The 26,832-nt window shown below is 30.1% G+C and carries 27 protein-coding genes; 9 read left to right on the top strand and 18 right to left on the bottom strand.

What is annotated here, in order from left to right:
• The first annotated feature begins 22 nt into the window (after positions 1–22).
• Positions 23–727, top strand: coding sequence for a lipoyl(octanoyl) transferase LipB (gene lipB / locus BTO04_RS12250; protein WP_087564772.1), 705 nt, complete (start codon positions 23–25; stop codon positions 725–727).
• 132 nt (positions 728–859) lie between these two features.
• Here the strand turns inward: lipB and BTO04_RS12245 are convergent, their stop codons facing one another.
• Together BTO04_RS12245 and BTO04_RS12240 are read right to left on the bottom strand one after the other, a co-directional pair.
• Positions 860–1,912 (bottom strand): nucleoid-associated protein, encoded by a 1,053-nt coding sequence (locus BTO04_RS12245; protein ID WP_087564771.1) that lies wholly within the window; start codon positions 1,910–1,912, stop codon positions 860–862.
• Between the two features lie 297 nt (positions 1,913–2,209).
• The gene (locus BTO04_RS12240) at positions 2,210–2,809 is read right to left on the bottom strand and encodes a ribonuclease HII (protein WP_087564770.1); all 600 of its coding nucleotides are present in this window, start codon (positions 2,807–2,809) and stop codon (positions 2,210–2,212) included.
• Positions 2,810–3,004: 195 nt separating this feature from the next.
• Here BTO04_RS12240 and BTO04_RS12235 point away from each other — a divergent pair, with 195 nt between their 5' ends.
• Together BTO04_RS12235 and BTO04_RS12230 are read left to right on the top strand one after the other, a co-directional pair.
• Entirely contained in the window at positions 3,005–4,975 is a 1,971-nt protein-coding gene (locus BTO04_RS12235; protein ID WP_087564769.1) for a putative porin, read from the top strand.
• A gap of 89 nt (positions 4,976–5,064) precedes the next feature.
• Positions 5,065–5,313 (top strand): hypothetical protein, encoded by a 249-nt coding sequence (locus tag BTO04_RS12230; protein ID WP_087564768.1) that lies wholly within the window; start codon positions 5,065–5,067, stop codon positions 5,311–5,313.
• Here the strand turns inward: BTO04_RS12230 and BTO04_RS12225 are convergent.
• Positions 5,270–5,722 (bottom strand): GNAT family N-acetyltransferase, encoded by a 453-nt coding sequence (locus tag BTO04_RS12225; protein ID WP_087564767.1) that lies wholly within the window; start codon positions 5,720–5,722, stop codon positions 5,270–5,272. The genes BTO04_RS12230 and BTO04_RS12225 overlap by 44 nt on opposite strands.
• A 1-nt stretch (position 5,723) precedes the next feature.
• Positions 5,724–7,190 carry a Na+/H+ antiporter NhaC gene (nhaC, locus tag BTO04_RS12220; protein WP_087564766.1) on the bottom strand — a complete coding sequence of 489 codons (1,467 nt, stop codon included), beginning with the start codon at positions 7,188–7,190 and terminating at the stop codon, positions 5,724–5,726.
• Between the two features lie 122 nt (positions 7,191–7,312).
• On the opposite strand from nhaC, the gene BTO04_RS12215 reads away from it, so the two are divergent.
• Positions 7,313–8,335, top strand: coding sequence for a metal-dependent hydrolase (locus BTO04_RS12215; RefSeq protein ID WP_087564765.1), 1,023 nt, complete (start codon positions 7,313–7,315; stop codon positions 8,333–8,335).
• Between the two features lie 277 nt (positions 8,336–8,612).
• Here the strand turns inward: BTO04_RS12215 and BTO04_RS12210 are convergent, their stop codons facing one another.
• Together BTO04_RS12210 and BTO04_RS12205 are read right to left on the bottom strand one after the other, a co-directional pair.
• Positions 8,613–9,245, bottom strand: coding sequence for a MarC family protein (locus BTO04_RS12210; protein ID WP_087564764.1), 633 nt, complete (start codon positions 9,243–9,245; stop codon positions 8,613–8,615).
• Between the two features lie 10 nt (positions 9,246–9,255).
• A complete protein-coding gene (locus BTO04_RS12205; RefSeq protein ID WP_087564763.1) occupies positions 9,256–10,455 on the bottom strand; it encodes an aminotransferase class I/II-fold pyridoxal phosphate-dependent enzyme in 1,200 nt (399 codons plus the stop codon).
• A 155-nt stretch (positions 10,456–10,610) separates the two neighbouring features.
• On the opposite strand from BTO04_RS12205, the gene BTO04_RS12200 reads away from it, so the two are divergent.
• Complete coding sequence (locus BTO04_RS12200; RefSeq protein WP_087564762.1) at positions 10,611–11,069, top strand: Lrp/AsnC family transcriptional regulator; 459 nt, start codon at positions 10,611–10,613, stop codon at positions 11,067–11,069.
• Positions 11,070–11,072: 3 nt separating this feature from the next.
• A complete protein-coding gene (locus tag BTO04_RS12195) occupies positions 11,073–11,699 on the top strand; it encodes a CPBP family glutamic-type intramembrane protease (RefSeq protein ID WP_087564761.1) in 627 nt (208 codons plus the stop codon).
• 214 nt (positions 11,700–11,913) lie between these two features.
• Here BTO04_RS12195 and BTO04_RS12190 read toward each other — a convergent pair whose 3' ends face one another.
• The 5 genes from BTO04_RS12190 to rsgA all read right to left on the bottom strand — a co-directional run bounded on the left by BTO04_RS12190 (position 11,914) and on the right by rsgA (position 15,403).
• Positions 11,914–12,552 (bottom strand): YceI family protein, encoded by a 639-nt coding sequence (locus tag BTO04_RS12190; protein ID WP_087564760.1) that lies wholly within the window; start codon positions 12,550–12,552, stop codon positions 11,914–11,916.
• 71 nt (positions 12,553–12,623) lie between these two features.
• A complete protein-coding gene (locus BTO04_RS12185; protein ID WP_087564759.1) occupies positions 12,624–13,343 on the bottom strand; it encodes a ThiF family adenylyltransferase in 720 nt (239 codons plus the stop codon).
• Positions 13,340–13,984, bottom strand: coding sequence for a TatD family hydrolase (locus BTO04_RS12180; RefSeq protein WP_087564758.1), 645 nt, complete (start codon positions 13,982–13,984; stop codon positions 13,340–13,342). The genes BTO04_RS12185 and BTO04_RS12180 overlap by 4 nt, the downstream gene beginning before the upstream one ends.
• Before the next feature lie 5 nt (positions 13,985–13,989).
• Positions 13,990–14,442 carry a D-aminoacyl-tRNA deacylase gene (gene dtd / locus BTO04_RS12175; RefSeq protein WP_087564757.1) on the bottom strand — a complete coding sequence of 151 codons (453 nt, stop codon included), beginning with the start codon at positions 14,440–14,442 and terminating at the stop codon, positions 13,990–13,992.
• Position 14,443: 1 nt separating this feature from the next.
• Complete coding sequence (gene rsgA / locus BTO04_RS12170) at positions 14,444–15,403, bottom strand: ribosome small subunit-dependent GTPase A (RefSeq protein WP_087564756.1); 960 nt, start codon at positions 15,401–15,403, stop codon at positions 14,444–14,446.
• 216 nt (positions 15,404–15,619) lie between these two features.
• On the opposite strand from rsgA, the gene BTO04_RS12165 reads away from it, so the two are divergent.
• Positions 15,620–16,261, top strand: a complete 642-nt coding sequence (locus BTO04_RS12165; protein ID WP_087564755.1) for a hypothetical protein — start codon at positions 15,620–15,622, stop codon at positions 16,259–16,261.
• A 281-nt stretch (positions 16,262–16,542) separates the two neighbouring features.
• Here the strand turns inward: BTO04_RS12165 and BTO04_RS12160 are convergent, their stop codons facing one another.
• From BTO04_RS12160 to BTO04_RS12145, 4 genes are read right to left on the bottom strand one after another with little or no spacing between them, the layout of a single operon-like run.
• Complete coding sequence (locus tag BTO04_RS12160; RefSeq protein WP_087564754.1) at positions 16,543–17,625, bottom strand: bifunctional 3-deoxy-7-phosphoheptulonate synthase/chorismate mutase type II; 1,083 nt, start codon at positions 17,623–17,625, stop codon at positions 16,543–16,545.
• Positions 17,626–17,646: 21 nt separating this feature from the next.
• Positions 17,647–18,498 (bottom strand): prephenate dehydrogenase, encoded by an 852-nt coding sequence (locus tag BTO04_RS12155; protein ID WP_087564753.1) that lies wholly within the window; start codon positions 18,496–18,498, stop codon positions 17,647–17,649.
• Positions 18,499–18,555: 57 nt separating this feature from the next.
• Complete coding sequence (locus BTO04_RS12150; protein WP_087564752.1) at positions 18,556–19,713, bottom strand: pyridoxal phosphate-dependent aminotransferase; 1,158 nt, start codon at positions 19,711–19,713, stop codon at positions 18,556–18,558.
• 38 nt (positions 19,714–19,751) lie between these two features.
• Entirely contained in the window at positions 19,752–20,579 is an 828-nt protein-coding gene (locus tag BTO04_RS12145; RefSeq protein WP_087564751.1) for a prephenate dehydratase, read from the bottom strand.
• A 497-nt stretch (positions 20,580–21,076) separates the two neighbouring features.
• On the opposite strand from BTO04_RS12145, the gene BTO04_RS12140 reads away from it, so the two are divergent.
• A complete protein-coding gene (locus tag BTO04_RS12140) occupies positions 21,077–21,442 on the top strand; it encodes a DUF2237 family protein (RefSeq protein ID WP_087564750.1) in 366 nt (121 codons plus the stop codon).
• A 6-nt stretch (positions 21,443–21,448) separates the two neighbouring features.
• On the top strand, positions 21,449–21,871 hold the full coding sequence (locus BTO04_RS12135; RefSeq protein WP_087564749.1) for a hypothetical protein: 423 nt from the start codon (positions 21,449–21,451) through the stop codon (positions 21,869–21,871).
• A gap of 71 nt (positions 21,872–21,942) precedes the next feature.
• On the opposite strand, the gene BTO04_RS12130 is transcribed toward BTO04_RS12135, so the two are convergent.
• From BTO04_RS12130 to BTO04_RS12120, 3 genes are all read right to left on the bottom strand, one after another.
• Complete coding sequence (locus BTO04_RS12130; protein ID WP_087564748.1) at positions 21,943–23,142, bottom strand: serine hydrolase; 1,200 nt, start codon at positions 23,140–23,142, stop codon at positions 21,943–21,945.
• Between the two features lie 265 nt (positions 23,143–23,407).
• The gene (locus tag BTO04_RS12125) at positions 23,408–25,051 is read right to left on the bottom strand and encodes an alpha-glucosidase (RefSeq protein ID WP_087564747.1); all 1,644 of its coding nucleotides are present in this window, start codon (positions 25,049–25,051) and stop codon (positions 23,408–23,410) included.
• 50 nt (positions 25,052–25,101) lie between these two features.
• Positions 25,102–26,832, bottom strand: coding sequence for a hypothetical protein (locus BTO04_RS12120; RefSeq protein ID WP_087565411.1), 1,731 nt, complete (start codon positions 26,830–26,832; stop codon positions 25,102–25,104).

Here is a 26,832-nt window from a genome sequence, read left to right as displayed (position 1 = left end):
ATTTACCTTTGTTGTCGAGATTATGAATAGAAACATACTACTAAAAGACTTATCTGTTAAAGATTACAAAGAAACCTGGGATTACCAATCTGAACTATTGCAAAAAATTGTAGACGTAAAGATTGATAACAGAAGAAATAATCATGCCAAAAAAACAGAAAATTATTTTTTGTTTGTAGAGCACCCACACGTTTATACATTAGGGAAAAGTGGTGACTTAAGCAACTTACTACTTAACGAACAGCAACTTAAAGAAAAGGAAGCTGCTTTTTACAAAATAAATAGAGGAGGAGATATTACGTATCATGGTCCTGGACAAATTGTTGGTTACCCTATTTTAGATTTGGAAAACTTTTTTACAGACATTCATAAATATTTACGCTTATTAGAAGAAACTATTATTTTAACCATAGCAGAATATGGTTTAAAAGGCGAAAGAAGTAATGGAGAAACTGGTGTTTGGTTAGATGTTGGCACTCCATTTGCTCGTAAAATTTGCGCTATGGGAATTCGTTCTTCACGCTGGGTAACAATGCATGGTTTTGCACTGAATGCAAACACCAATTTAGGTTATTTTGATAATATTATTCCATGTGGAATTAGAGGAAAAGCTGTAACTTCTATGGAAGTTGAACTAGGTGAGAAAGTAGACGTAATAGAAGTAAAAGAAAAGATCTTAAAACACTTTAAAACTTTATTTGAAGTAGAAGAATATATAGTTTCTTAAATATGAGATTCCTTTTTTTAAACGAAATAATGTAACTATTGTTATTATAAAGAATGAAGTAACCTCATATCTAACTACATTACAAAAACAGGTTACCACTTCATGTATGTATCCTCAAAATAACAATTAAATCTATTTTTCTTCGTTGAAATATACTTTATAAAATTTCATTTTTTTCTCTTCATCATAACCTCTCTCTAAATATTCTGATGCTGCATCTGGCGCATCTACATCTAATTTTATAACAATATTTGTGTCTAGCTTAATTTCTGTTTTTAGCTTGTTTTTTTCTTTCTTTAAAACAACACCAGAAACATCGAAATTATTTCTGATTAATACATCGTTTAAAGTTTCGAAATGTTTTTTATATTCATCAAACTGTTCTTTGTGTTTCTCTTCTTCAAAAACTTCGTCTTTAAAAGTAGCGTAATCTACAGCTTCATTTTCTTTAAAATAATCTACCGTATTTGCTAAGAAGTTACCCTGTTCTTGCATACCAAGTTCGGGTTTAATTACCTCTTCTGAAAACTCTTTACACATTTCTAAATAACTTTGTGTATGAGAATTATAATCATCTGCTAATTTCACACTCAAGAAGTTTTTAATCCAATATTGAGCATCATAATTGTTGTTATCTACAGACAAAACAACAGTACCTTCTGTATCTGAAGTGTTTAAAATTAAACAGCCTTTATCTATTCTTTTTGTACTAATTCCTTTCTGAACAACGACATCAAAATTCTGATTATCATCTAAATAACTTTGGAAAAAGTCTACTTTATTTTCAATTTTAAAAACACCAATTGCTTCTGTTAACACATCTTTATATTCTATTCCTTCAATAAAAACAATTAAGACATCACCTGTTTTTATTTGTGCAGAATTAGATTGCTCATATAAATGATTTACAATGTTTTTAGAATATTCTACAAATGAGCTTTCTTCTTTAAAAACTTCTGAAGCATAGTTATTCAATTCATTTAAACGCACATCTGCATGATGAGAAAAACGATAACTCTGTGTTAAACCACCAAAAGGTTTTAATAAAAAGTTTTTCATTAAATCGTAACTTTCTTGATCGAAACGAATTAAATCTTCTGAAAAAACATTGCTTCCGCTATTAAACTTATTGGCTACTTTATGAAGTATACATTTGGTAATTTCTGCGCGTGTCTTTTTAATCATTATCTAAAATTGAGTTCGTAAAAATAGTGGAAGTATTTAAATAATTATAGAATAAATGAATGAGATTTCTAAAAGTAAGTAAGTAATTTTAACCCTGATTGCAACCGTTCAAATATCTGTTGCTATTTTTAACCTTTTTATGCTGAACTCGTTTCAGTGTCAGTTAAGTTAAAAAATATGTTTGAAAGAAGGAGCAGGTACTGAACTAAATTCAGCTTAAAAGAGATAACCTCTAGACTTCGCTCAAGATAAATTACAAGCAGGAAATAGCTACTAAAAAAGTAGTTGTTTTTCACCCTATAGCTTTAATTTAATTTGTTCTGGCAATAGTTTAAAGGTTTTTCTATGATGAATTGTTGCACCAAATTCACGAATTCCATTTCGATGTTCTTTCGTAGGATAACCCTTATTTTTAGACCAATTATACATAGGAAACTCGTTATGAATTTTCTGCATATATTCATCTCTATACGTTTTTGCCAATACAGAAGCTGCTGCAATACTCATAAATTTAGCATCTCCTTTTACAATTGTTTCGTAAGGAATTTCTTTATAATTTCTGAACTTATTTCCATCTACAATTATAAACTCAGGTACTATTTTAAGAGCTTCTATAGATCTATGCATACCAGTAATTGATGCTTGTAAAACATTAATTTCATCAACTTCTTCTTGCCAAACAAAAGAGACCCCAAAAGCAAGTGCATTTTCTTCTATAAAAGGACGTAATTCTTCTCTCTTTTTTTCTGATAATTGCTTAGAATCATTTAAAAACGGATGGGCAAAATTCTCTGGTAAAATTACAGCTGCAGCTACAACTGGTCCACATAAACAACCTCTACCGGCTTCATCTGTGCCTGCTTCTAAACAGAAGCCACTAAAATTTGATTTTAACATGCGACAAAGAAAAGAAAATTTTTCCTTTTTAGATTCCTACGAACCAACCTAGTTCAGCAGAAATTTTATAGAAATTAAAATTCTAATGAATTTTTAAAAAACTATAAGAAGAATTATAAATTATTAGATTTCATCATACTTATTACCAATTCTTTTCGTTTAATTATTTTACATTTGTGTTTGTTAAAATTTGGAATGAAAAAAACAGTTTTTTTAACCTTTGTATTATTTGGCTTTGTACTAAATAGTGTTTACTCTCAAAGAAAATTAGGCACAGGTGCCAAGAGAGAGAATACATTTGTAGGTGCAAATGGTAAAATTGATACCTTAAGAAATACAGGTTTTACCAAGGTTGTTTTATCTGGGAAAACAAAATATACAGACTACAAAATTTTCTCCCACAAAAGAGACACAACCTATATAGACACTACTTTAACAATTAAAAAAGAGTATAAATTTAATTATTTAAGAACTGATAATTTTGAGTTATTGGCTTTCCATAATCAAGGACAGGCTTTTAATAATTTAGGGTACAGCTTTAATAACATTAAGCAACTACCAGATATTGGTTTTACCGCAAAACAGTTTAGTTATTTAGATATTGATGAAATAAAATACTATGAAGTTCCTACACCAACAACAGAGATTCTTTATAGAACTGGCTTACAACAAGGGCAAGTTTTAGATGCGTTATTTACTGTTAATTTTTCAAAGAGATTAAATGTTTCTCTTTCTTATAAAGGACTCCGTTCTTTAGGTGCATATAGAAGAGCTTTAGCTAGTAATGGTAATTTTAGAGGTGCTTTTCATTACAGAACTAAAGAAAATCAATACGAAATTCGTGGCCATTTAACCAAGCAAGATTTTTTTAATCAAGAAAATGGAGGTTTAGACGCAGTTGCTTTAGAAAACTTTATAACTGAAAACCCTAATTTTGATACAAGATCTCGTTTAGATGTTAATTTAACGGATGCAGAAAATCAATTTGATGGTACAAGAGTTTATTTTGAGCATAGTTATAAATTGTTAGCCAATAAAGATTCTATTAGTAAAAAGGACTTTAGTAACTTAAAGATTGGACACGTTTTTACTAGTGAAACTAAAAGTTACAACTTTACACAACGTACAGCTACTACAGCTATTTTTGGTGATATAAATGATGCTAGTGCAGATAATAAAGAAGCAACAAATAAAATTTTAAATAATGAGTTTAATTTAGAATTTAACTCTAAATATGTTCTTGGAAAATTTAAAGCTAAAACAAACCTTACTCAATACTCTTATGGTTATGACACCATTTTAAATAGTAATAGTAGTATTAATAAATTGTCATTAAAAGGAAAAGCCATTTCTTTTGGTGCAGATTGGAATGCAAAAATTAAAAAATTTCAGTTAAATGCAGATGCATCTATAACTCCAGGAAATAGTAGATTATCTGGTAACTTTTTAAAAGGGGAAGCTTTTTATGAAAAAGACAGTCTTTTTAGTGTAAAAGGAAGTTTATTGATTAGTTCTAAATCGGCAAATTTTAATACCTTATTACACCAAAGTAAATATGATGATTATAATTGGCAAAATGATTTTAGCAATGTAAACACTAGAGATTTAGGTTTCACTTTTAACTCGAAATGGATAAATGCAGCTTTAAATTTTACAAATATTGACAATTATACGTATTTTGATGAGAGTAGTGCTCCACAACAATTTACGGATCAAATTGCATATTTAAAACTAAAAGTAAATCGTGAATTTAAAGTTGGTAAATTTGCGTTGGATAATACGCTTATGTATCAAAACGTAAGTAGCGGAAGTACTGTTTTTAGGGTTCCTGAATTTACAACTAGAAACACGTTGTACTATATGGATTATTGGTTTAAAGGAAAGCCAATGTTGGTGCAAATAGGAGCTACTTTTAAATACTTCACAAAATACAATGCAAACGCTTACAATCCTTTATTAGCTGAATTTACATTACAAAACGATGAAGAGATTGGCTACCCAACTTTTGATGTTTTCTTTAATGCTCAAGTTAGAAGAACAAGATTGTATTTTAAAATTGATAATGTAACTTCTAGTTTTTCAGAAAAAAATTATTTCTCAGCGCCAAATTATCCTTACAGAGATTTTGTTATTCGTTTTGGGTTAGTTTGGAATTGGTTTATTTAATCCACAAATGTGGAAAGTAATGTAAAAAAATTGCGCATTTATATATAAAGTAAATTTTGAAGCTTTAAAATTATTAACCTTGACAATAAATGAAAGAACAACTTAAAAATAATTGGAAACTCTTTTTAATAGCAAGCTTAACTTTAGGTTTAGCGCCTTTTAGCCCACCACATATTGTTGGAAAAATTAAATGGCTTTTTGGTGGAGGTGCTTTTTCTGGAGAAAACGCGATGCAGTTTATGGATTGGTTTGATGTTTTACTTCATGGTTCTCCATGGCTTCTTTTAATACTATCTATCGTACTAAATCTTTTTCCATCACAGGTAAAAAACGATTAAAAACAGTACTTTCTTTTTGAGAAATAGTTTTAAAACCTTGGCTTTTATAAAAACTCTCCGCATTTAAATCTGCTAATAAGTTTATAGATTTACATGCTAATTCTAAAGCTGTATCACATGAGTGTTGCACTAATTTTTTACCAATGCCTAAGCCAATAAATTTTGGTAATACAAACAAAAATTCTAATTCAATTGTTTGATTTTTTGGTTGATTTAAAATATAAAACCCTGCAACTTCATCTACTTCAAGAAATTTAAAGACCAACATTTCTTCAATCATATTTTCAGAAACAGTTAATTCATCTGTCCAACTTTCTAATTGTTCATTAGAATACCCCCAAAAAGATTTCGATTTTAAGGCTATATCTGTTAGACTTTTTGCATCAGAAAGAGTTGCAGGAATTATCATTTTATTTTTTAACTAATTGTCTAATTTTAATATTTAGAGCTGCAAACAACAATGTAGTAAATGGACTTAACCAATTAAAAATAGCATACATAAAATAGTCTGCTACATCAACTCCTAAAACACTAGATTGATATGCTCCACAAGTATTCCACGGTATTAATGCAGATGTTACAGTACCAGAATCTTCTAAAGTTCTACTTAAATTTTCTGGTGCTAAGCCTTTATCTTCGTAGGCTTTTTTAAACATTTTACCTGGAATTACAATTGCTAAATACTGATCTGAAGCAATCAAATTTAATCCTAAACAACTTACAACTGTACTTGCGAACAAACCAAAAACAGAACTAGCAACAGAAAGTAAGCTTTTTGTTATTTTTGCCAATGCGCCAATTGCATCCATAATTCCTCCAAAAACCATTGCACAAATTATTAAAAAGATGGTCCAAATCATTCCATTCATTCCTCCAGCAGAAAACAACTCTGTTAATTTAGCATCATCTGTTTGTATTTGAGTATCTGTTAAAACTGAAGACATAAGAGCTTTAAAACTAGAATCTGACAAAGTTGATAAAACATCAGACTGAAAGACAAGTGCAAAAACTCCTGCTAATAAAACTCCAACTCCTAATGCTATTAAAGGTTTTGTCTTTAATAAAATCATTGCAATTACTGCAACAGGAACCGCAAATAACCACGGTGTAATATTAAATGTACTTTTTATGGTTGCTAATAAGCCACTAATATCTGCACTTCCAGTTGTATCTATTGTTGTACTTAAAAAGGCAAACACAATTAATGTAACTATGATTGTTGGTACCGTTGTATAAGACATGTATTTTATGTGCGTAAATAAATCTGTTCCTGCCATTGCTGGCGCCAAATTTGTAGTATCTGAAAGTGGCGACATTTTATCTCCAAAATAAGCTCCAGAAATTACAGCTCCAGCAATCATTCCTGTAGGAATTCCTAATGCGCTTCCAATACCAACTAAAGCAATACCAACGGTTGCAGAAGTGGTCCAAGAGCTTCCTGTTGCAATAGAAATTATTGCTGCAATAATTACCGATGCGGGTAAAAATATTTCTGGACTTAATACTTGTAACCCATAATAAACCATTGCAGGAATAATACCACTAACCAACCAAGTTCCTGCCAAAGCACCAACTAAAAATAAAATCATAATTGGCACAAAAACACTTTTCCAATTCTCCCAAACTTCAGAAATCATTGTATTTATAGAAACTTTATTTAGAAAGCCTACAATTGCAGAAATCACACCCCCTATTAATAAAATATATTGATTTGAATAATCTCCAAACCACGCTCCATCTGCAAAGAAAATATTATATGCCAATAAACCCATCAAAATTAATACAGGAATCATAGCTTCAGTCATACTTAGCTCCTTATTATTAATAATTTCCTGATCTTCAATTTTAATTTTTGATAGATTTTTATCGTCTTGCATTGATCGCTGTTTTTAGTTCTGTAATGTTACGATTTTACAAGAAGCTATGCAAATAGGTAAAAAGTGTCATAATAAATGAGCATTTCTTAATTGCCATTTGGGTGTTTCTTATATTTGCTTCTATGGATTCATTAACTCAAATTGTTTTAGGTGCTGCCTGTGGAGAAATTGCGCTTGGTAAAAAAATTGGAAACAAGGCATTATTATTTGGTGCGATTGGTGGAACAATACCAGATTTAGATGTATTTATTGGAAAGTTTTTATACAACAATGAAATACAAGCAATGGCTTTTCATAGAGGATTTATGCATTCCATTTTATTTGCAATTTTAGGTTGTTTCTTCTTCGGATTCATCACTTTTAAACTATACAATTCTGGGAAACGTAAAGAAACTACAACCTTAAAAGGTTGGATTTGGCTCTTCTTTTTAGCCCTTTTTACACACCCTATTTTAGATTGTTTTACGCCTTATGGAACGCAATTATTTGCACCTTTTTCTGATTATAGAGTTGCTTTTAATAACATTTCTGTAGTGGATCCTTTTTATACTTTACCTTTTTTAATATGTATGATAATTGTATTATTCTATAAAAGAACAAACCTTAAAAGATTAAAATGGACGAAAGTCGGAATTTATATTAGTTCTTTTTACATGGTTTTTACTATTGGAAATAAATTGCATATAGATTCCGTTTTTAAAAAATCCTTTAAAAAAGCAGGGGTTTCCATGAATCGTTTTTCTGCACAACCAAGTATTCTAAATAATATTTTATGGTATGCTGTTGCAGAAAGTGATACGCAATATCATTTGGCTTTTTATTCTTTGTTTGACAAAAGTTCTACATCAGAAAAAATGATACATATTAATAAAAATCATGATTTAATCGATATGAATGATGAAAACTTAAAAACCTTAGCTTGGTTTAGTAATAATTATTATCACATTTCTAAAAAAGATAAAATTGGCACATATAAATATACAGATTTACGTTACCCAATGTTAAATCCTGATGATCTAAATACTGCTGTTTTTAATTTTACCATTTTCTTTGGAAATAATAAATGGGATATTTTACCTTTTAACGGAACTCCTCCTAATAAGGAGGAGTTTTCTAAATTTACAGAACGTTTTTGGGGTATTTAATTTTTATTTACTACTAACTAAAACTACTAGATAGAGTTTTCTTTAAACTTTAGAAAAACACTAGAAGAGACAGCATATAAAAATCTGTGTGTTCTAAAAAATAAAATTTATTCTTTTAAATTACTTCATTTTTAGAATTGCAATTTGCGTTAAGGATTGAGCAATTGATTGAGCTCTTTTTTGTTTTTTCTACAAAAAAAAGCGAGTGCGAAAGCCTGACTAGGTCCTGAACGCCTTCAGGATAAAGTAACGCCCAAAAAATAATTCTACCTAAAAACTATTTAAATATATCTATTAATATTGGTTTTAAACCGCTAAAGAAAAACTCTACAGCAATTACCATTACTATTAATCCCATTAAACGCATCATAACATTTATGCCTGTTTGACCCAAAATTTTTATAATTTTTGAAGCGCTATAAAGGATTAAATAGGTACATAAAATAACAACAAAAGCTCCTAATATTAAAGCTATTTTTTTCTCTATAGAATCTGCATCTTCCATCATAACAATTGCATTTGTCATTGCTCCAGGACCACAAATCATTGGAATTGCTAAGGGTGTTACAGAAATATCATCTACATAGGTTTTAATTTCAGACTCTTTCATTTTTACTTTTCCAAGTCTTGCTTGTAACATATCCATTCCCATTAAAAAGAAAATTACACCACCAACTACTCTAAAACTATTTACAGAAATGCCAAAAAAATTAAATAAAACCTGACCAGAAAAAGCGAAAACTATAATAGTTAAAAAACTAACAATAGCTGCTTTTTGTGCTGTTTTTGTTCTATGACTTTTATCTAAGTCTGCCGTCATAGTCATAAAAATTGGCATAGTACCAAATGGGTTTATCAACGTAAAAAAAGACGTAAAAGATAAAATTCCGAAAGCGATTACTTCATTCATTATAGTGAAATTATAAAACTCCTATTTCTTTCATACAGGCCTTCATTGATTGATACGTTCTTTCAATATCATTATCTAAACCAATAGAAAAACGAATTAAACCATTAGATAAGCCCATTTCTTTTTGTTCATCTTCTGGTATTTCTGATGACGTTGAACTGCCCGGAGCAGAAAATAATGTTTTATAAAAACCTAAACTTACCGCTAAATTACCAAGGTTTTTGTGCTGCATTAATTCCATTAATTCATTTGCTTTTTCTAAAGAACCAACATCAATTGTTAACATACCGCCAAATCCATATTCTGCATTCATCATCTTTTTAAAAAGTTTATGAGAAGGATGAGATGTTAATCCTGGGTACACCGTTTTTAACCCATCAACTTCAAATTTATCTGCTAAAAAAGTTGCATTATAACTATGTTGCTTCATTCTAAGATGTAGCGTTCTCATGTTTTTTAAAACTGATGAAGCTCTTAAACTATCCATCGTAGCACCCAATAACATGCTTGCTCCATCATTTACATTTCGTAAATCGTTAATAAATTCTTGTGTACCACAAACAACACCTCCAACACTATCTGAAGAACCATTTATATATTTTGTTAAACTGTGCACAACAATATCTGCGCCTAATTTTGCTGGTGAAATAGATAACGGTGAAAAGGTGTTATCTACAATTAATTTTAAATTGTATTTTTTCGCTAAAGCGGATAAACCTGCAATATCTGCAACTTCTAAAAGCGGATTACTAACAGATTCACAATACAAAACTTTGGTGTTTTTTGTGATTGCTGCTTCTACAATAGCTAATTTTGTAATATCTACAAAAGTTGTTTTTACATTAAATCTTGGAATAAAATTCTTAAGAAAAGCATACGTTCCTCCATAAATTGTTCTACTAGATACGATATGATCTCCAGCACCGCATAATTGCATTAAAACTGGCGTAATTGCGCCCATACCAGAAGCTGAAACATTTGCAGTTTCTGTTCCTTCCATTGCGGCCAAAGCTCCTCCTAAATGTAAATTACTTGGTGTAGAATGACGTGAATATAGATAACAACCATCTGCATTTCCTTCAAAAGTATCAAACATTGTTTTTGCTGATAAAAAAGTATAAGTAGATGAATCTGAAATTGATGGGTTTACACCTCCAAATTCGCCAAAGTATTGTAAATCTTGAATATTATCTGCTGGGTTGAATTTCATAACTATTAGTTTTATTTTTATACAAAATTAAATAACATAGAAATTAAATCAATACAAATTAAAAAATATAGATTATTTATCTAAATTTGATTTAATTATTAGTTTTAAAAACTAATAATTATTCATTATAAATCATTTTTTAGAAAAATTTTAATATGCATTTAGACGCTACAGATAAGAAACTCATCAATTTATTACAAAATGATAGCAAACAAACTACAAAACAGTTGTCTTTACAACTCAATTTATCTGTAACGGCTATTTATGAGCGTATTAAGAAATTAGAAAATCAAAAGGTGATTAACAAGTATGTTGCGATCATCAACAAACATAAAATTGAAAAGTCTTTTTTGGTTTTTTGTCATGTAAAATTAATTCAACATTCTAAAGAATATGTAACTACGTTTGAGCGTGAAATTCTAAAATTGGAAGAAGTTTCTGAATGTTTTCACGTAAGTGGAGATTATGACTACATCTTAAAAATCTATGTAAAAGACATGGATGAATATCGAGGTTTTATGGTAACAAAACTAACCGCTATTAAACATATTGGAAGCACACACAGTACTTTTGCTATTGAACAAGTAAAAAACACAACCGCTATAAACCTATAAAAAATGCAATCTACCCGCTATAAGTCTCTTGAGCTTTTAATAATTTTTGTTCTAATCCCTTTAAGTTTTGCATTTAATTATGCACCTATTTTAAAATTAGTAATTGGTATTTTAGGTTTTAGCTATATTATTTATGTGTTGTTTAAAATTGAAAAAATTAAAATTGAAATTGAAAAAAATATCAATTGGAAAGCCTTTTGGAAATCAACAATCATTAAATTATTAATTATTATGGTTATCACATCACTTTTTGTTTGGTTTACAGATGCAAAAAATCTCTTTACGGTGATGCTTAACAAACCCAAATTATGGGTGCTAATTTTACTCTTTTATTCTTTATTTTCAGTGTATCCCCAGGAGTTACTCTACAGAACTTTCTTTTTTAAACGCTATGAACACTTATTTAAAAATGAAAAATTATTTATTTTTATAAATGCCCTATTATTCTCTTTGACTCATTTATTTTTTAAAAACACATTGGTGCTGCTACTTACTTTTATTGGTGGAATTTTATTTGCAATCACCTTTAAAAAGTCTAAATCAACTTTACTAGTTTCTATTGAACATAGTATTTATGGTTGCTGGTTGTTTACTGTAGGAATGGGAAATATGCTTGGTTTTCCCTCTTAATAAATAACTAAAAAGAAAAACCCAAAACTTTCGTTTTGGGTTTTTAAATTATTCTTCTTTAAATAAATAGTACATTATTTATTTGCATGTGATCCGTCACAATACCCGTTTGGGTCTTGCGTATTTCCACATCCACAAGGTCTATCTGCTTTCTTAAGTTTCATATTTATAGTGATTTTTAAATTTATAGTATTAGGGTTTATAAGCGTAAGAATTATGCTTTCGTTTTTACTTCAAAAGACATTTCCATTAAGTCATTTATAAACTTATCTTTTAAGCCTTCTATCCATCTTTTAGAACCATATTTTACATTAAAATCTGCTCTGTCAACGTTAAAAACATCACTTTTAAAAGTAGTTACTCCACCTTCTTCAGAAATCATTGCAGGTATTGTAATACTCTTTGTAACATCTTTAATTTGTAAATTACCAGTAACTGCTAATTTCCCTTCAGCTTCCACTACAGAAGTAATTACAAATTTTGCAGTTGGATATGCAGCTACATCAAAGAAATCTGCTGATTTTAAATGACCTTCTATTTTTCCTGCTCCATCAGCTCCAGCCATATCTACATTTGTAATAGTACTCATATCTATAACAAATACTCCTTGAGTTAATTTACCATTTTCTACAAGTAAACCTCCACTTTTTAAAGCTACAGTTCCATTATGTGCTCCTGTTGGTTTTGTTCCTATCCATGTTAACACAGAAGATGTTGCGTCTACATTATTTAATTCGTCAACATTTACAACTACTTTTACAGCTTCTTTAACGTCTACTTTTTCTTTTTTATTTTGTTTGCATGCCGTTAAAACTGATGCTACTACTACTAATGATAAGATTATTTTTTTCATTTTTGTTTGATTTAATTTTTGACTTATTTATTTTCCATGGCAAATATACATTAATTTATTTTCCCTGGAAACTATTTATTACTTTTTATGATAAAATTAATAACATGAGCTGCTGCTTGTAAACCAAAAGCCGCTGGCATATAACTAATTGTACCATAATATGATTTTTTAAAATTGGTACCATCTGTCATTTTTACACTTTCAGAAATTTGAAATTCTTCAGAATACACCGCTTTTATACCTTTATTTACTTTCCGTTCTTTTAATCTTTTACGTAAAACACGTGCCATTGTACAGTTTCTTGTTTTACTTATATCTTTTATTCTAATTTTAGTTGCATCTAACTTTCCTCCTGCTCCCATTGAGCTAATAATTTTAACTTTTTTTCTTCTTGCAGCAACTAGTAAATTAACTTTTGGCGTAATACTATCTATGCAATCCAATACATAATCATATTCTTTTGATACAATTTCATACGCTCTTTCTGGTGATAAAAATTCTTCTAAAAGGGTAAGTTCAATAGCTGGATTTATATCTTTTAATCGACTTGCCAAAACGGTTACTTTAGGCAAACCAATTGTAGAGTTTAATGCAGGTAATTGTCTATTTTTATTAGTTTCATCAAAAACATCGCCATCTACAAGCGTCATTTTATGTACACCTGCTCTTGCAATAAATTCTGCTGCATAAGAACCTACGCCTCCTAAACCAACAACTAAAATATTGGCTTTTTTTAATTTCTCTAATCCTTCTTTTTGCACTAATAACTCTGTGCGTTCTAACCAACTCATCTTATAAATATTTTATTAAAATTTTGATGTATTTTTTTTAGAAGTGCTTCAACTTCTATCTTTTTTATTTCTGATAATTTTTGATAAACTTCTTTAATTGTTATTTTAGAATCATCTGTTTCTAACAAAACAACGTCTAACGGAATTTCAGAAATTACTTCTTGTAGTTTTTTGTTTTTGATAATTGCTGCCCCAAAAGACAATACAAATCCGTTTTTTAATACATCTTCAGCAACTTGTAGGTTCTTATTAAAACCATGAAATATCCATTTCTGTTTAGGTTGCAACTCTTTTTTAAGTTGAATAATTTCTTGAATCGCTCTTACGCAATGTATAATTAAGGGTTTTTGATATTTTTCTGAAAGTACTACTTGCTTTTTAAAAACGACAACTTGAAGGTTAAAATCTACTTCAATCATTTTATCTAAACCACATTCTCCTAAAGCGAAGCAATTTTTTAATTCTAATTTTTCTTCTACAATTAAAAGTTCTTTTTCTAAAGTTGCTTTTTGTATAAACCAAGGATGAATTCCTATAGAAAAAGGGTTTGAAAAATCTGAAGAATTTGGATATTTATTTAAAATTGAAAACACATTTTCATCTAAAGAGACACTATGTGTATGTATATCAAAATAATACATACAGCTTATTCTTTATTTTTAGAATCTATGCTAATAGTAACAGGTCCATCATTTATCAATGCCACTTTCATGTCTGCTCCAAACTGACCTGTTTGCACTTTTTTATTAATTTCCTTTTTTAAAGTTGCTACAAAGTTTTCATACAAAGGAATGGCAATTGGTGGTTTTGCTGCTTTAATATAACTAGGTCTATTTCCTTTTTTTGTTGATGCATGCAACGTAAACTGACTCACAACAATAACGTCTCCATCGATCTCTAATAAGGATGCATTCATTACACCCTGTTCATCATTAAAAATTCTAAGATTTGCAATTTTTCTAACCAGCCAATTAATATCTTCTTGCGTATCGGCTTCAACAATACCTAAAAGAAGTAGAAGTCCTTTTTTAATATCTGCAACTTTTACTTTATTAATAGTTACAGTTGCTTCAGAAACTCTTTGAATAACAACTTTCATTTTACTCGTTCTCTTCTTGATTACGAATATCTGTTCTATAGTTTTCTTCTTCGCCGTCTATAATCTGTAAGTAACTTTTATAACGAGACCAAGAAATTTCTTCAGCCTCTAAGGCTTCTTTAACTGCACAATTTGGTTCTTTAACATGAATACAATTATTAAATTTACAATGTTCTTTCAGTTTAAAAAACTCTGGAAAATAATCTCCTAATTCGTATTTATCTATATCTACAACACCAAAACCTTTAATTCCTGGTGTGTCTATAATTCTTGCATCAAAACTTAAATCGAACATTTCGGCAAAGGTGGTTGTATGCTTTCCTTGGCTATGTTGATCAGAAATTTCTTTGGTTTTTAAATTTAAAGAAGGTTCTATGGCATTGACCAAAGTAGATTTACCAACTCCAGAATGGCCAACAAACATAGATGTTTTACCCAGCATCATTTCTTTAATCTTATCTACATTTATACTTTCTGTAGCAGAAACCTCTACACATCTATACCCAATTTTTTCATAGATATCTTTAAGGTATAAAATCTCTGCACGTTCTTCAATTTGGTAAGAATCTATTTTATTAAAAACCAAAATAGTGTCTATTCTATACGCTCTGGTAGAAACTAGAAAACGATCTATAAAAGTGGTTAATGTTGGTGGGTTGTTAATTGTAATTAACAAAAACACTTGGTCTATATTTGCTGCAATTATATGCGTTTGTTTAGAAAGGTTTACAGATTTACGAACTATAAAATTATCTCTATCTAAAATAGTTTTTATAACGCCCGTTTCTTCATCTCCTTTTTTCTCTAAATCAAAAACCACCTTATCACCAACTGCAATAGGGTTTGTGCTTTTAATGTCTTTTATTCTAAATTTTCCTTTAATTCTACACTGATGAAAATCACCATCTGCAGATTTTACATGATACCAACTTCCTGTAGATTTATAAACAATTCCTTTCATTAGTACAAAGATGAGAATAAATTACGAATTTAAAATAAAAAAGACAATGTGAGTTTGAGTGATTTTCAATTTTATAAGAAAATCGTCATGAAAAAACTTAAGGAGTTATTAAGTTAAACTATCTGGAATTACTGGAAACATAAAACCCCTTTAAAACTAGTTCTTTACTCCATAAATTTTAATCCTTATATTTACTACTAAACTTAAAAAATTATTATGAAAAAATTAATTACTTTATTTACTCTTGTAATCTGTATCAATGTAGCAAATGCACAAACGAAATTATATGTTCATCCTGATGCTAAAACATATGTTGCAAACACAAAAAAAATAGCTATTTTACCTTTAAATGTTCAAGTAAAATTAAGACCAAAACAATTAAAAGACTTTACTTCTGAACAGATAATTGAAATGGGGAAAAATGAATCACTAGATATTCAAAAAGCAATGTATACATGGTTTTTAACAAGAAAAAAAAGAGGTACATTACTTGTTGAAGTTCAAAACCCAAAAAGAACGAATGCATTATTGAAAAAAAGTGGAATTGACATTCATTCATATGATGAATATTTACCAAGTGAATTAGGAGAGATACTAGGTGTAGAAACTATAATTACCGGCTCTTATGAAACATCTAAACCAATGTCTAATGGCGCTGCTATAGGATTAGCTGTTTTAACTGGAGGATTATTTGCTACAAATAGTGCAACTATGAATATGGATTTCACAAGTACTACAGATGATGAATTAGTAGTTAATTATCTTAAAAAAGTTAAAGGATCTCTTGGTTCTGATGCACAGGATTTAATTAATGTTTTAATGAGAAAAGTTTCTAGAAGAATTCCTTACACAAAATAAAATAGTTTTGTACCCAAAAAAACTGCCAATTGGCAGTTTTTTTATTCATAGAAATGTATAAAATATTCACTTAAATTAAAAAGATCCTTCAAGTAGTAAAATTTGAAGGATCTTTATATTTTATTCGTAATTTTTAAAGAACTTCCTTTTAAGGTTGCGCTTTGCGTTAAGGATTGAATGGTTTGTCTGAACTCTTTTTTGTTTCTTAAAAAACAAAAAAAGTGAGTAATGAAAGCCTGACTTTATCCTGAACGCCTTCAGGATAAAGTAACGCCCAAAAATTATCCGTTAATAACCTTTTCTTGATGATTGATAGATTCTTGGTGAATTGCTTTAAACATTTTTAAAATAAACTCTTCACTTAAACCTTTGCTATCACCTTCTAAAATCATGTTCCCAAGAATTTCATTCCAACGTCTAGACTGTAAAACAGCAACGTTTTGATCTTTCTTTAAAGCGCCAATTTTATCTGCAACCTGCATTCTCTTGCCTAACAAATCAATTAACTGGTCATCTACAATGTTAATTTGAGCTCTTAAGTTTTCCAAAGGTTCTCTGTAACCAGAAGCTGTTTCTGTTAATTTCTTAATCTTTAATTCTTCCATTATAGACTTTAACTTTGTTGGTGTAACTTGCTGGGCAGCATCACTCCATGCATTCTCAGGGTCAAAATGAGTTTCAATCATTAAACCATTAAAATTTAAATCTAAAGCTATTTGAGAAACATCTTGAATCATTTCTCTATCTCCTGTAATATGAGATGGATCGTTGATTAAAGGTAAATCTGGAAATCTATTTTGAAATTCAATAGCTAATTGCCATTCTGGTGTATTTCTATATTTTGTTTTCTCATAGGTAGAAAACCCTCTGTGTATTGCTCCAAGATTTTTAATTCCTGCAGTATATAATCTTTCGATACCACCTAACCATAAAGCTAAATCTGGATTTACTGGGTTTTTAACTAATACAATTTTATCTGTTCCTGCTAAAGCATCTGCAATTTCTTGCATGATAAAAGGAGATACTGTAGAACGTGCACCAATCCACAATAAATCAACATCGTTTTCAATTGCTAATTTTACGTGTGCTGCATTTGCAACTTCTGTACAGGTTTTCATACCTGTTTCTTCTTTTACTTTCTTTAACCATCTTAAACCAATTTCTCCAACACCTTCAAACATTCCTGGTCTTGTTCTTGGTTTCCAAATTCCTGCTCGGAAATAACTTACATCAGAATCTTTTAATTCGTGTGCAATTTTTAAAACCTGCTCTTCGGTTTCTGCACTACAAGGCCCTGCTATTACTAGAGGATGCTCTAAATTCATATCATCCAACCATGTTCTTAATTCTTTTGTATTTTCCATTTTTCTACTTGTTTTGGCTTATTATTTTATGCCGTTTAATATTTGCTTTATGTGATTTGTGCTTTCCATTTCTTTATAGATTGCTTCAAAATCGCCTTTTATCATCAACTCTTTAAATTGTTGAAGATTGTTAATATATTCTTCTAATGTCTCTATAACATTCTCTTTATTCTGTTTAAAAATTGGTGTCCACATTGCTGGTGAACTTTTTGCCAAACGAACTGTTGATTCAAAACCTGAACCTGCCATGTCAAAAATATCGCGTTCATTTTTCTCTTTATTGATAACCGTTTTACCCAACATAAATGCACTAATGTGAGATAAGTGCGAAACATACGCAATATGCTTATCATGAGAAACAGGATCCATGTATCTAATACGCATTCCAATGTCTGTAAAAAGCTTTAATGCTTTCTCTTGAAGCTTGAAAGTTGTTTTTTCAACTTCGCAAATAATATTCGTTTTTCCAACGTATAAGCCAGAAATTGCAGCTGTTGGTCCAGATTTCTCTGTACCTGCAATTGGATGACATGCTAAAAAATTTCTTCTTTTTGGATGATGTTCAACGGCCTTACAAATTGCTTCTTTTGTTGAGCCAGCATCCACTACTAAACCATTCTCAGAGATTTTATCTAAAATAGTTGGTAATAATTTTACAGTGGCATCTACAGGAATTGAAACAATTACTAAGTCTGCATTTTTTATATCATCTAAAGTTGCTTTTTCATCAATTAGATTCAATTCTAACGCCTTATTTAAGGTTTCATCTTTTCTGCTAATTCCGTGAATAACAGCATTTGGATTGTTTTTTTTAATGTCGATAGCAAAACTACCGCCTATTAAACCAATACCAATCATGTATATATTTTTCATTTCTTGCGCTTTTCGCCTTTAGCTTTTTGCTATTAGCTATTCCTCTTTTGCTAATGGTTAATTGCCAATAGCTGAAACCCTGTTAATTGCTTCTTTAATTATTTCTGAAGTTACACATAATGAGAAACGTATATATCCTTCTCCTTGAGATCCGAAAATGGTTCCGGGAGTTATAAAAATATCCTTATCATATAAAACTGAATCTGTAACTTCTTCTGATTTTTTTCCTTCAGGTATTTTTGCCCAAACAAATAATCCTGTTGAATTTTTAGTATACGTAGCGTTTAGCCTGTCTGCTAATTGCCAAATAAGGTTTCTACGTTCTGCATATATTTTATTCTGCGCTAAAAACCAATCATCAGATAATTGTAATGCTTCTATTGCTCCTTTTTGAATTCCGTAAAACATACCAGAATCCATATTACTTTTTACTTTTAAGATCTCGTTGATAAAAGTCGCATTTCCTAAAACCATACCAACTCTCCAACCTGCCATATTAAAAGTTTTACTTAAAGAATTTAATTCTAAAGCAATGTCTTTTGCACCTTCTACTTGTAAAATGCTAATAGGTTTATCATTTAAAATAAAACTATACGGATTATCATTTATAATTAAAATCTGATGTTTTTTTCCGAATGCAACTAACTTTTCAAACGTTTCTAAAGTTGCATTTGTACCTGTTGGCATATGAGGGTAATTTACCCACATAATTTTTACTTCTGATAAATCTTGACTTTCTAATTCCTCAAAATTTGGTTGCCAATTATTAGCCGCATCTAAATTGTAAAATAAAGGTGCTGCACCCACTAATTTTGTTACAGATGTATATGTTGGATATCCAGGGTTCGGAATTAAAACTTTATCGCCTTCATTTAAAAATGCCATAGAAATGTGCATGATTCCTTCCTTACTTCCCATTAAAGGCAGCACCTCATTTTCTGGGTTAGAAACTACATTAAACTTATCTTTATAAAAAGCAGAAATTGCATTTCTTAATTCAGGTAAACCCTGATAGGATTGATACTTATGAGCGCTCACATCATTCAAACTTCCTTTAATTGCTTCTAAAACTTGCGCTGGTGGTTGTAAGTCTGGTGACCCAATTCCCATATTGATAATTGGTTTTCCTGCAGCAATTAAACTTCTAACTTCTCTTAATTTTTTAGAAAAATAGTATTCCTGAACTGTCTCTAACCTTTTGGCTGCTTTAATCATAATTTTTTTTTTGATCCTGAAACGAATTCAGGACTGGGCTAACGCCTGCCGTTTTTATAGGTTCCTAAAATCTTGAACTCCTCCGCCATTATTTCAATAATTTTTATCGCTTTCTCATAGTCTTTATAAACATCAAAAGTGATATCAACAAAAAATGAATACTTCCAAGGGGTTTCAATAACTGGTAAAGATTGAATTTTTGTTAAACTCATTTTACAATCACTCAGCACATTTAAAATGGCTGCTAAACTTCCTCTTTTATGATTTAATTGAAATTTTAAAGATGCTTTATTAATTTGATCAATTCCATTTTCTGGTTCCTCAGTTTGTACAATTACAAATCTTGTTGAATTATCTTGTATTGTCTGAATTTCATCTTCAATAACTTCTAAATTAAAAATTTCTGCTGCAATTTTTGGTGCTATTGCTCCAATACCAACTAAGTTTTCTTTAGAAATTCTTTTAGCAACCTCTGCAGTATCTACATCTTCAACTAATTTAATGTAAGGGTATTTTTTAAAAAACGCCTTACATTGTAACAATGCCATTGGATGAGACCAAACTTCTTTGAGGTCTTCGATCTTCTGACCTTTTAAAGCCATTAAATGATGATGAATATTTAAATACTCTTCACCAATAATATGTAAATTATTATTGTCAATTAATGCATAATTTGGAATAATAGAACCTGCAATAGTATTCTCTATAGCCATCACTCCATAAGTTGCAGATTTATCTAATAAGCTATCTACCAAAATATCAAAAGACATACATTCTTTTAATTCTATTGATGTTCCGTAAAAGTCGCGCGCAACTTTATGGTGATTTGAGCCTTCTGCTCCTTGTATGGCAATTACTTTATTCATTTAATTAAAATCAAAAAAAAAGTCTCGAATTAAATTCGAGACTTTATATTATGTGAATGTTTCTTAACAACATGATACAGCGCCTCTTCTTTTATTGTAAAAATAAAAGTATAAATAGAAATGAGTAAAATGGTTGTTTAACATTTTTGTTATCTAATGGTTGAAAGAACAAATCTAAAGATTATATTCAGATATACAAATATTATTAAAAAAGTTTATAAATTTTTACGGAATTCTCAAAATGAGTTAATTATATTCATTAAAATTTAATTTACGTTAGATTATATTTAAATAAATGCAATAATATTTAAAGAAAACATTTTTAGAGCATCAATTGACAGCAACTTTAAAGTAGATATGATTTGCCTTAAATCTTTCTTAGCGACTGAATAGCACCAAAGATATTTAGAAATCCATGAAGAATGAGTTTGGAGCAGTGGAGTCTTAGAGAGTTAGTTTTTGTATCTTTATATTCTTAAATTTAAAAAGCGAATAAATTGGAATTAAACGTATTTAACAAACCCCTAGAAAGTTGCTGTACTGAACCTGCCACTGGTTATTTTAGAGATGGTTTTTGCAGAACAGTTTCTCAAGATGTTGGTACACATACCGTTTGTGCAGTGGTTACTCAAGATTTTTTAGATTATTCTGCTTCTAAAGGAAATGATTTAATGACGCCTATTCCGCACTGGAATTTCCCCGGGCTACAAGCTGGAGATCAATGGTGTTTGTGTATTTCTAGGTGGTTACAAGCTGAAAAAGTTGGAAAAGCACCTTTTATTAGGCTAGAAGCTACACATATAAAATCGTTACAATACACAAGTTTGTCCGTTCTTCAAAAATACGCTTTCATTAAAAAGTAATTAACATTGGACTATTCACAAATTATCCTACAAATTTCCCTTTTAGTTGATGTTGGATTGGTTGTACTTATTTGGATGGTACAACTTATTATTTATCCGAGTTTTGTGTATTACAGACCTGAAAACTTAACAAGATGGCATCAAAAATATACAACAGGTATTGCAGTGCTTGTAGTTCCTTTAATGCTTTGTCAGCTAATAGTAGCCACTACAGATCTTTTTCTGAATTTCAGTTTCCAATCACTATCTGTATTGGTTATTGTGCTATTTCTCTGGGTTTTTACTTTTTTAAGCTTTGCTCCCATTCACTTAAAAATCACCAATGGTGAGGTTACCAAAGAATTGCTAAGCCGTTTAGTTCGCTTGAATTGGATTCGAACTTTTTTATGGTCTTTATTATTCATTTTTCATCTTCTGATATCTATTTAATTAAAAAAAAAGAAAATATTTGGAGCTCTAAAGAAGAAAAAAAACATCAATCTCTAAGTGTACTTAAGAAATTAGATGACAAAATTTTCAGAAACAATTTTTCTTATTTTTTTAGTAAGTGATCTCATAGCGTTATAACTGGTATGTTCTAAAACGATAACGACCAAATCATCTTCCAAATATTTTGTGAGTCCTGTACTAAAACCGTTCCATTTTCCATAATGATAGATGCTTTTTTCTCGCTTACTACCAATTCTAAAACCGAGGCCATAGGGTACTTTTCTACCATAAACTGTTTCTCCTTTTGAATACATCAGTGCTAATGATTCTTTCGATAATAGTTTTCCTGTACTTAATCCATGGGTCCATTTATACAAATCTTCTGCAGTAGTATACACATTTTTATCGCCAACAATCGCGTCATTTACAGTACCGCGTATTTTTAAATGTCTCCATCCTCTATACAATCGGTATCCAATTAATTGGTCTTCTTTAATACTATCATTTTCAAAACTGTACACATATGACTGTTTCATTTGTAGCGGTTCAAAAATATTACTTTTTAAAAAAGAGCTAAAAGAAGTACCTGAAACTTTTTCAACAATAGAAGCCAATACAAAATAGCCTGTATTAGAATAATCAAAATTACGGCCTGGTTTAAAGTATCGCTGCACATTACTTGATTCTAAAAACTCCATCATTTCACTGTTTGTAGGGGGCTTTTTCTTTAACCATTTATGCTCTGCTACCCAAAAATATTTTGGCAATCCTGACGTATGATTTAAAAGATTCTTAATCGTAACATTCTTAAATGGAAAACATGGAAAATAAGCGTTTACAGTGTCTGTAAGCTTAACTTTATTCTGTTCATTCAAAAGCATAATGGCTGCTGCAGTAAACTGCTTACTAACAGAAGCTAATTGAAATACTGATTCTTTATTTAGGGGAATTTTCTTTTTAAAATCTGCAATTCCTATTTGGTTACTATACAAGATTTTTTCATTCTTCGCTACTAATATTGCCCCATTAAAATCATGCCTCTTGTTAATACGTTTTAATAATAAATCTAATTTGTGGCTTACATTTTTTGTAACTTTTTCAGAATAGCGTTCTATTAAAATGGGAGGTTCCTCTTTTAACGGCAATAATATAGGTTCTTTTGTTACTAACAAGACATCCTTAGATGCTGTTGTCTTTGTTATGAAAAAAAACACACATACCAAAAGCAGTAGTAATAAGGATATTTCTTTGCTATATTTTTTTAAATACAATTAGAATAGTTTGAGATGCAAGTTAACAATCCTTTTTATCTTTTTAAGATACTTGGCTTAAAATTACTCCTTACAAGCAAGTTTTATGCTTTTATTTAACTTTTAATAAATAAAAAAGCCTAGTATTTATGTCTAATTATAATCTCTTGATATTTTTTGAATTGATACTTGAGCCCTTAAATAGTCTTTAAAACATTTGTAAAACACAAAAAGCATCTCAAATCATATGCTTTTTTATAATTGCATATTTTCTGTGTTTAACCTACTACTTATTGGTTATTTTTACTATTAAGTAATTATTTGGTTGAATCGTTGTTTCTCCAAGTACTACTTTTCCCTTTGAGTCTAAGTCAACTTTTATTGCAGATTCACTAAAGTTAAAGTAACATTTAACTTTATCTCCTTGATACTCTCTAATAAAAGAGATGCAATTGTTTAAAAAGGTTAATTCCTCATACTTACCATATTGAAAAACTGGTTCAGAATTCCGTAAAGAAATCAATATTTTATAGCTATTCAACATTGACTTTTCGTTTTTAGTCAGACTATCAACATTTATATGTTCATAGTTTGAATTTACTTTAATCCAGGGTTTTGTAGCAGAAAAACCTGAATATTTTTCAGTATTCCATTGCATCGGACTTCTAGATTTATCTCTATTATGCTTATTTCCAATTTCAAGCGCCTCTTCTTTAGACCTTCCATTATCTAAGGCTAAATGAAACTTTGTACGACCTTGAATATCCATCATTTCATCAATTGAGTTGGCTTCAATGTTTTCCATTCCAATTTCCTCTCCATAATAAATAAATGGAATACCCTTTGCTAAAAGCATTAATGCCGCCAATGATTCTGCTCTTTTAGTGTTGTTTTTTGCCAATCTACTTATTAAACGAGGCATATCATGACTTCCAAAAAATAACGTTGGGTAATTGGTCATGCTTTTTTCCATACTCTGAAGTTCATCAAAAATACGTTGTGCTGAAAACTCAGGAATACTCCCAAAATTAAAATTAAAAACTACATCTAATAATTCCGTTCCTTGGTATTGCTTTAAAACCTCAATTTTATCACTTCCTATTTCACCAACAATAAAGCGATTGTCAAATTCATTTACAGTTTCCCGTATTATTTTCATGGCGTCTTTAACACCTTTCTGATTGATGTCATTTAGATGTTCTTGTTCTCCTTTTTTATTTGTTGGATTGTCTAAAGTTACACCTTCAGTAGTTAAAAAATTAATGACATCTAGTCTAAATCCATCAACACCCAAGTCTAACCAAAACCTTAAAACATCCTGAATTTCTTCAACAACTTTTGGGTTTCCCCAATTAAGGTTGGCCATTTTAACATCAAACTGGTGGTAATAATATTGGTTAGTAGTACTGTCTAATTCCCAAGCGGATCCACCAAAAAATGATTCCCAATTGTTGGGTTTATCATTCCAAATATAATAATCCCGGTAAGGATTATCCTTTGATTTTTTAGACTCTTGAAACCATTTTGATTCAGTAGAAGTATGATTTACCACTAAATCCATAATTATTTTTATATCTTTTTTATGTGCTTCATTTAAGAACAATTTAAAATCTTCTAATGAGCCATACATTGGATCAACTTTATAATAATCAGCAACATCGTATCCATTATCTACTTTTGGCGATTTAAGAAAAGGAGTTAACCAAATACCTTTAATTCCTAAGTTTTCAATATAATCTAATTTTGAAGTTACCCCTTTAAAATCACTGAAACCATCACCATCACTATCTTTATAACTGGGCATATAAATTTCATAGAAAACAGTCTCTTTCCACCAAGTTTTTTCAGTAGCGATTTTTACTTTATCTGTACAAGAATACATTATTGATGTTACTACTACTAATATGATAATCGATTTTAGGTAACGCATCTATTCAATTTAAAAATGATATGAGAGAACTATTATTACTATCAACTTTTTTAATTTACTTTGGAATATCTAAAATCAATAACAGTATCATTGGCATACAATTTTCCATCTTTTTCTAAAATTTCAGCATCTTGAGGCACTAAAACCAGTAAAGATGAATTTTCCTTATCAACTTTAAAAGTAAAACTGCCAGTTATATTTTTTGCTATAAATGCTCTTTGCATGGCATCGTAAATCATTAGTTCTTGCTCTCCTGTTGAAATAATTACTTCCTTTACTTCTGGGTTTGGATTGTAATATAAGTAAGAAGGATAGGCTTTCTCTTTATAAAAATCTGTTGCTAATAAATCTAACTGAAGAATATTCTCTACATTGGTTTTAGAAATAATGGCACCTGCAATTCCAACATGTCCGCTGCCGTAAACACTAAATTGAGATACTTTTGGATTGTCTTTATTCCAGTGCATTCCATCTCCAATTGCCACCGGAGCTTCAAGGTGTTCATATTGCTCATAATGTGCTTTTTTTATAAGTGCTTCATAAGCAATTACACCTTTAGTATGTACTTTTTCTTCAGGAATTGTTTGGTGTTCATCAGGAATTTCATTTGGATAAAATAATCGAGATGCATTGGCTGCATTTAACATCCATTTTCCAATAGAATTTGCATATCGTTGATCGTAACGAACCATAGGTACCAATGGCCACATGGTATCAAACGTATTCATTAAGAATCCAAACCCTCCATTATGAACTGTACTTCCTACTATACCAGAAACATCATAACCGTTCCAATTATCAACTAGCACTCCCCAACCTTCTCTACAGACAGAAGAACCGTCAAAAGTCCAATCTAATATTTTTGAAAAATCATAATTAGTGCCTTGTTCGGCATTCATTCTTGCTGCAACATAAGCTCCAAATGGCATTAATATTTCATAAAACCGATTCTCCTTTTGATTTAGAAGTGCTTCCAAAGAAGATTTTGCACCTTCTAAATATCTAGGATCCTGAAATTTTTGATACGCTGAATATAAAACATACGCATGACCTGCAGCAACATCTTCTTGCGCACAAATCCAATTTTTTGTAGGCTTCATAGTTGCATAATTAAAAAACGAATAGTCATAATTTCCGTCTAATACAGCATCCGCTTCATAAAATTTATCTGCTACTGAACGAAGTATTGGTTCATAGCCTTTTTCTTCTGGATAAAAATCTGCTACGGCATATAACATAACATTTGGGTATACATCATACCACCAATCTCTTGCATAACCTCCTCCTAATTGCGCAACTTCCGGACTGGTATTATTCATCATAATATTCCATTTCGTTTCTGAATTGAAATAGTTTTTCAGCATTCCAACATAGTTTTCACCATTTTGATTGGATTTATTAATACCTACTAAACTACCGCCTAAAACAGAGCCAATACTTGCCAAAGACTCATGAAAAATACCTTCATAATGTTCATTTCCTTGCCTAACATCACCCATAGCTGTATAGATACCAAACGTTTCTTGGTCAAAGTTTTTACGAGAATTATCTTTCCAAATTAATGGCCAATACTCACCTGTTTGATTCGGATCATACACCAACTTATCATAATTCTTTGCAATTTCATTGAAATCCAATATTTTAAATGGTTGTGGTAAATTTGGCATTTCTTCAACTCTGTGAATTGATTCTTGCTGAACTGGTGATGCTATGTCAAATTTAGAAGGACTACATGCCGCTAGAAATAAGCTATAACTAACTGCAAAAACAATTCTTTTCAT

The organism is Polaribacter sp. SA4-10 (assembly GCF_002163835.1).
In the GTDB taxonomy this organism is placed as follows: Bacteria; Bacteroidota; Bacteroidia; order Flavobacteriales; family Flavobacteriaceae; genus Polaribacter.
This window is presented reverse-complemented; position numbering and strand designations above follow the sequence as displayed.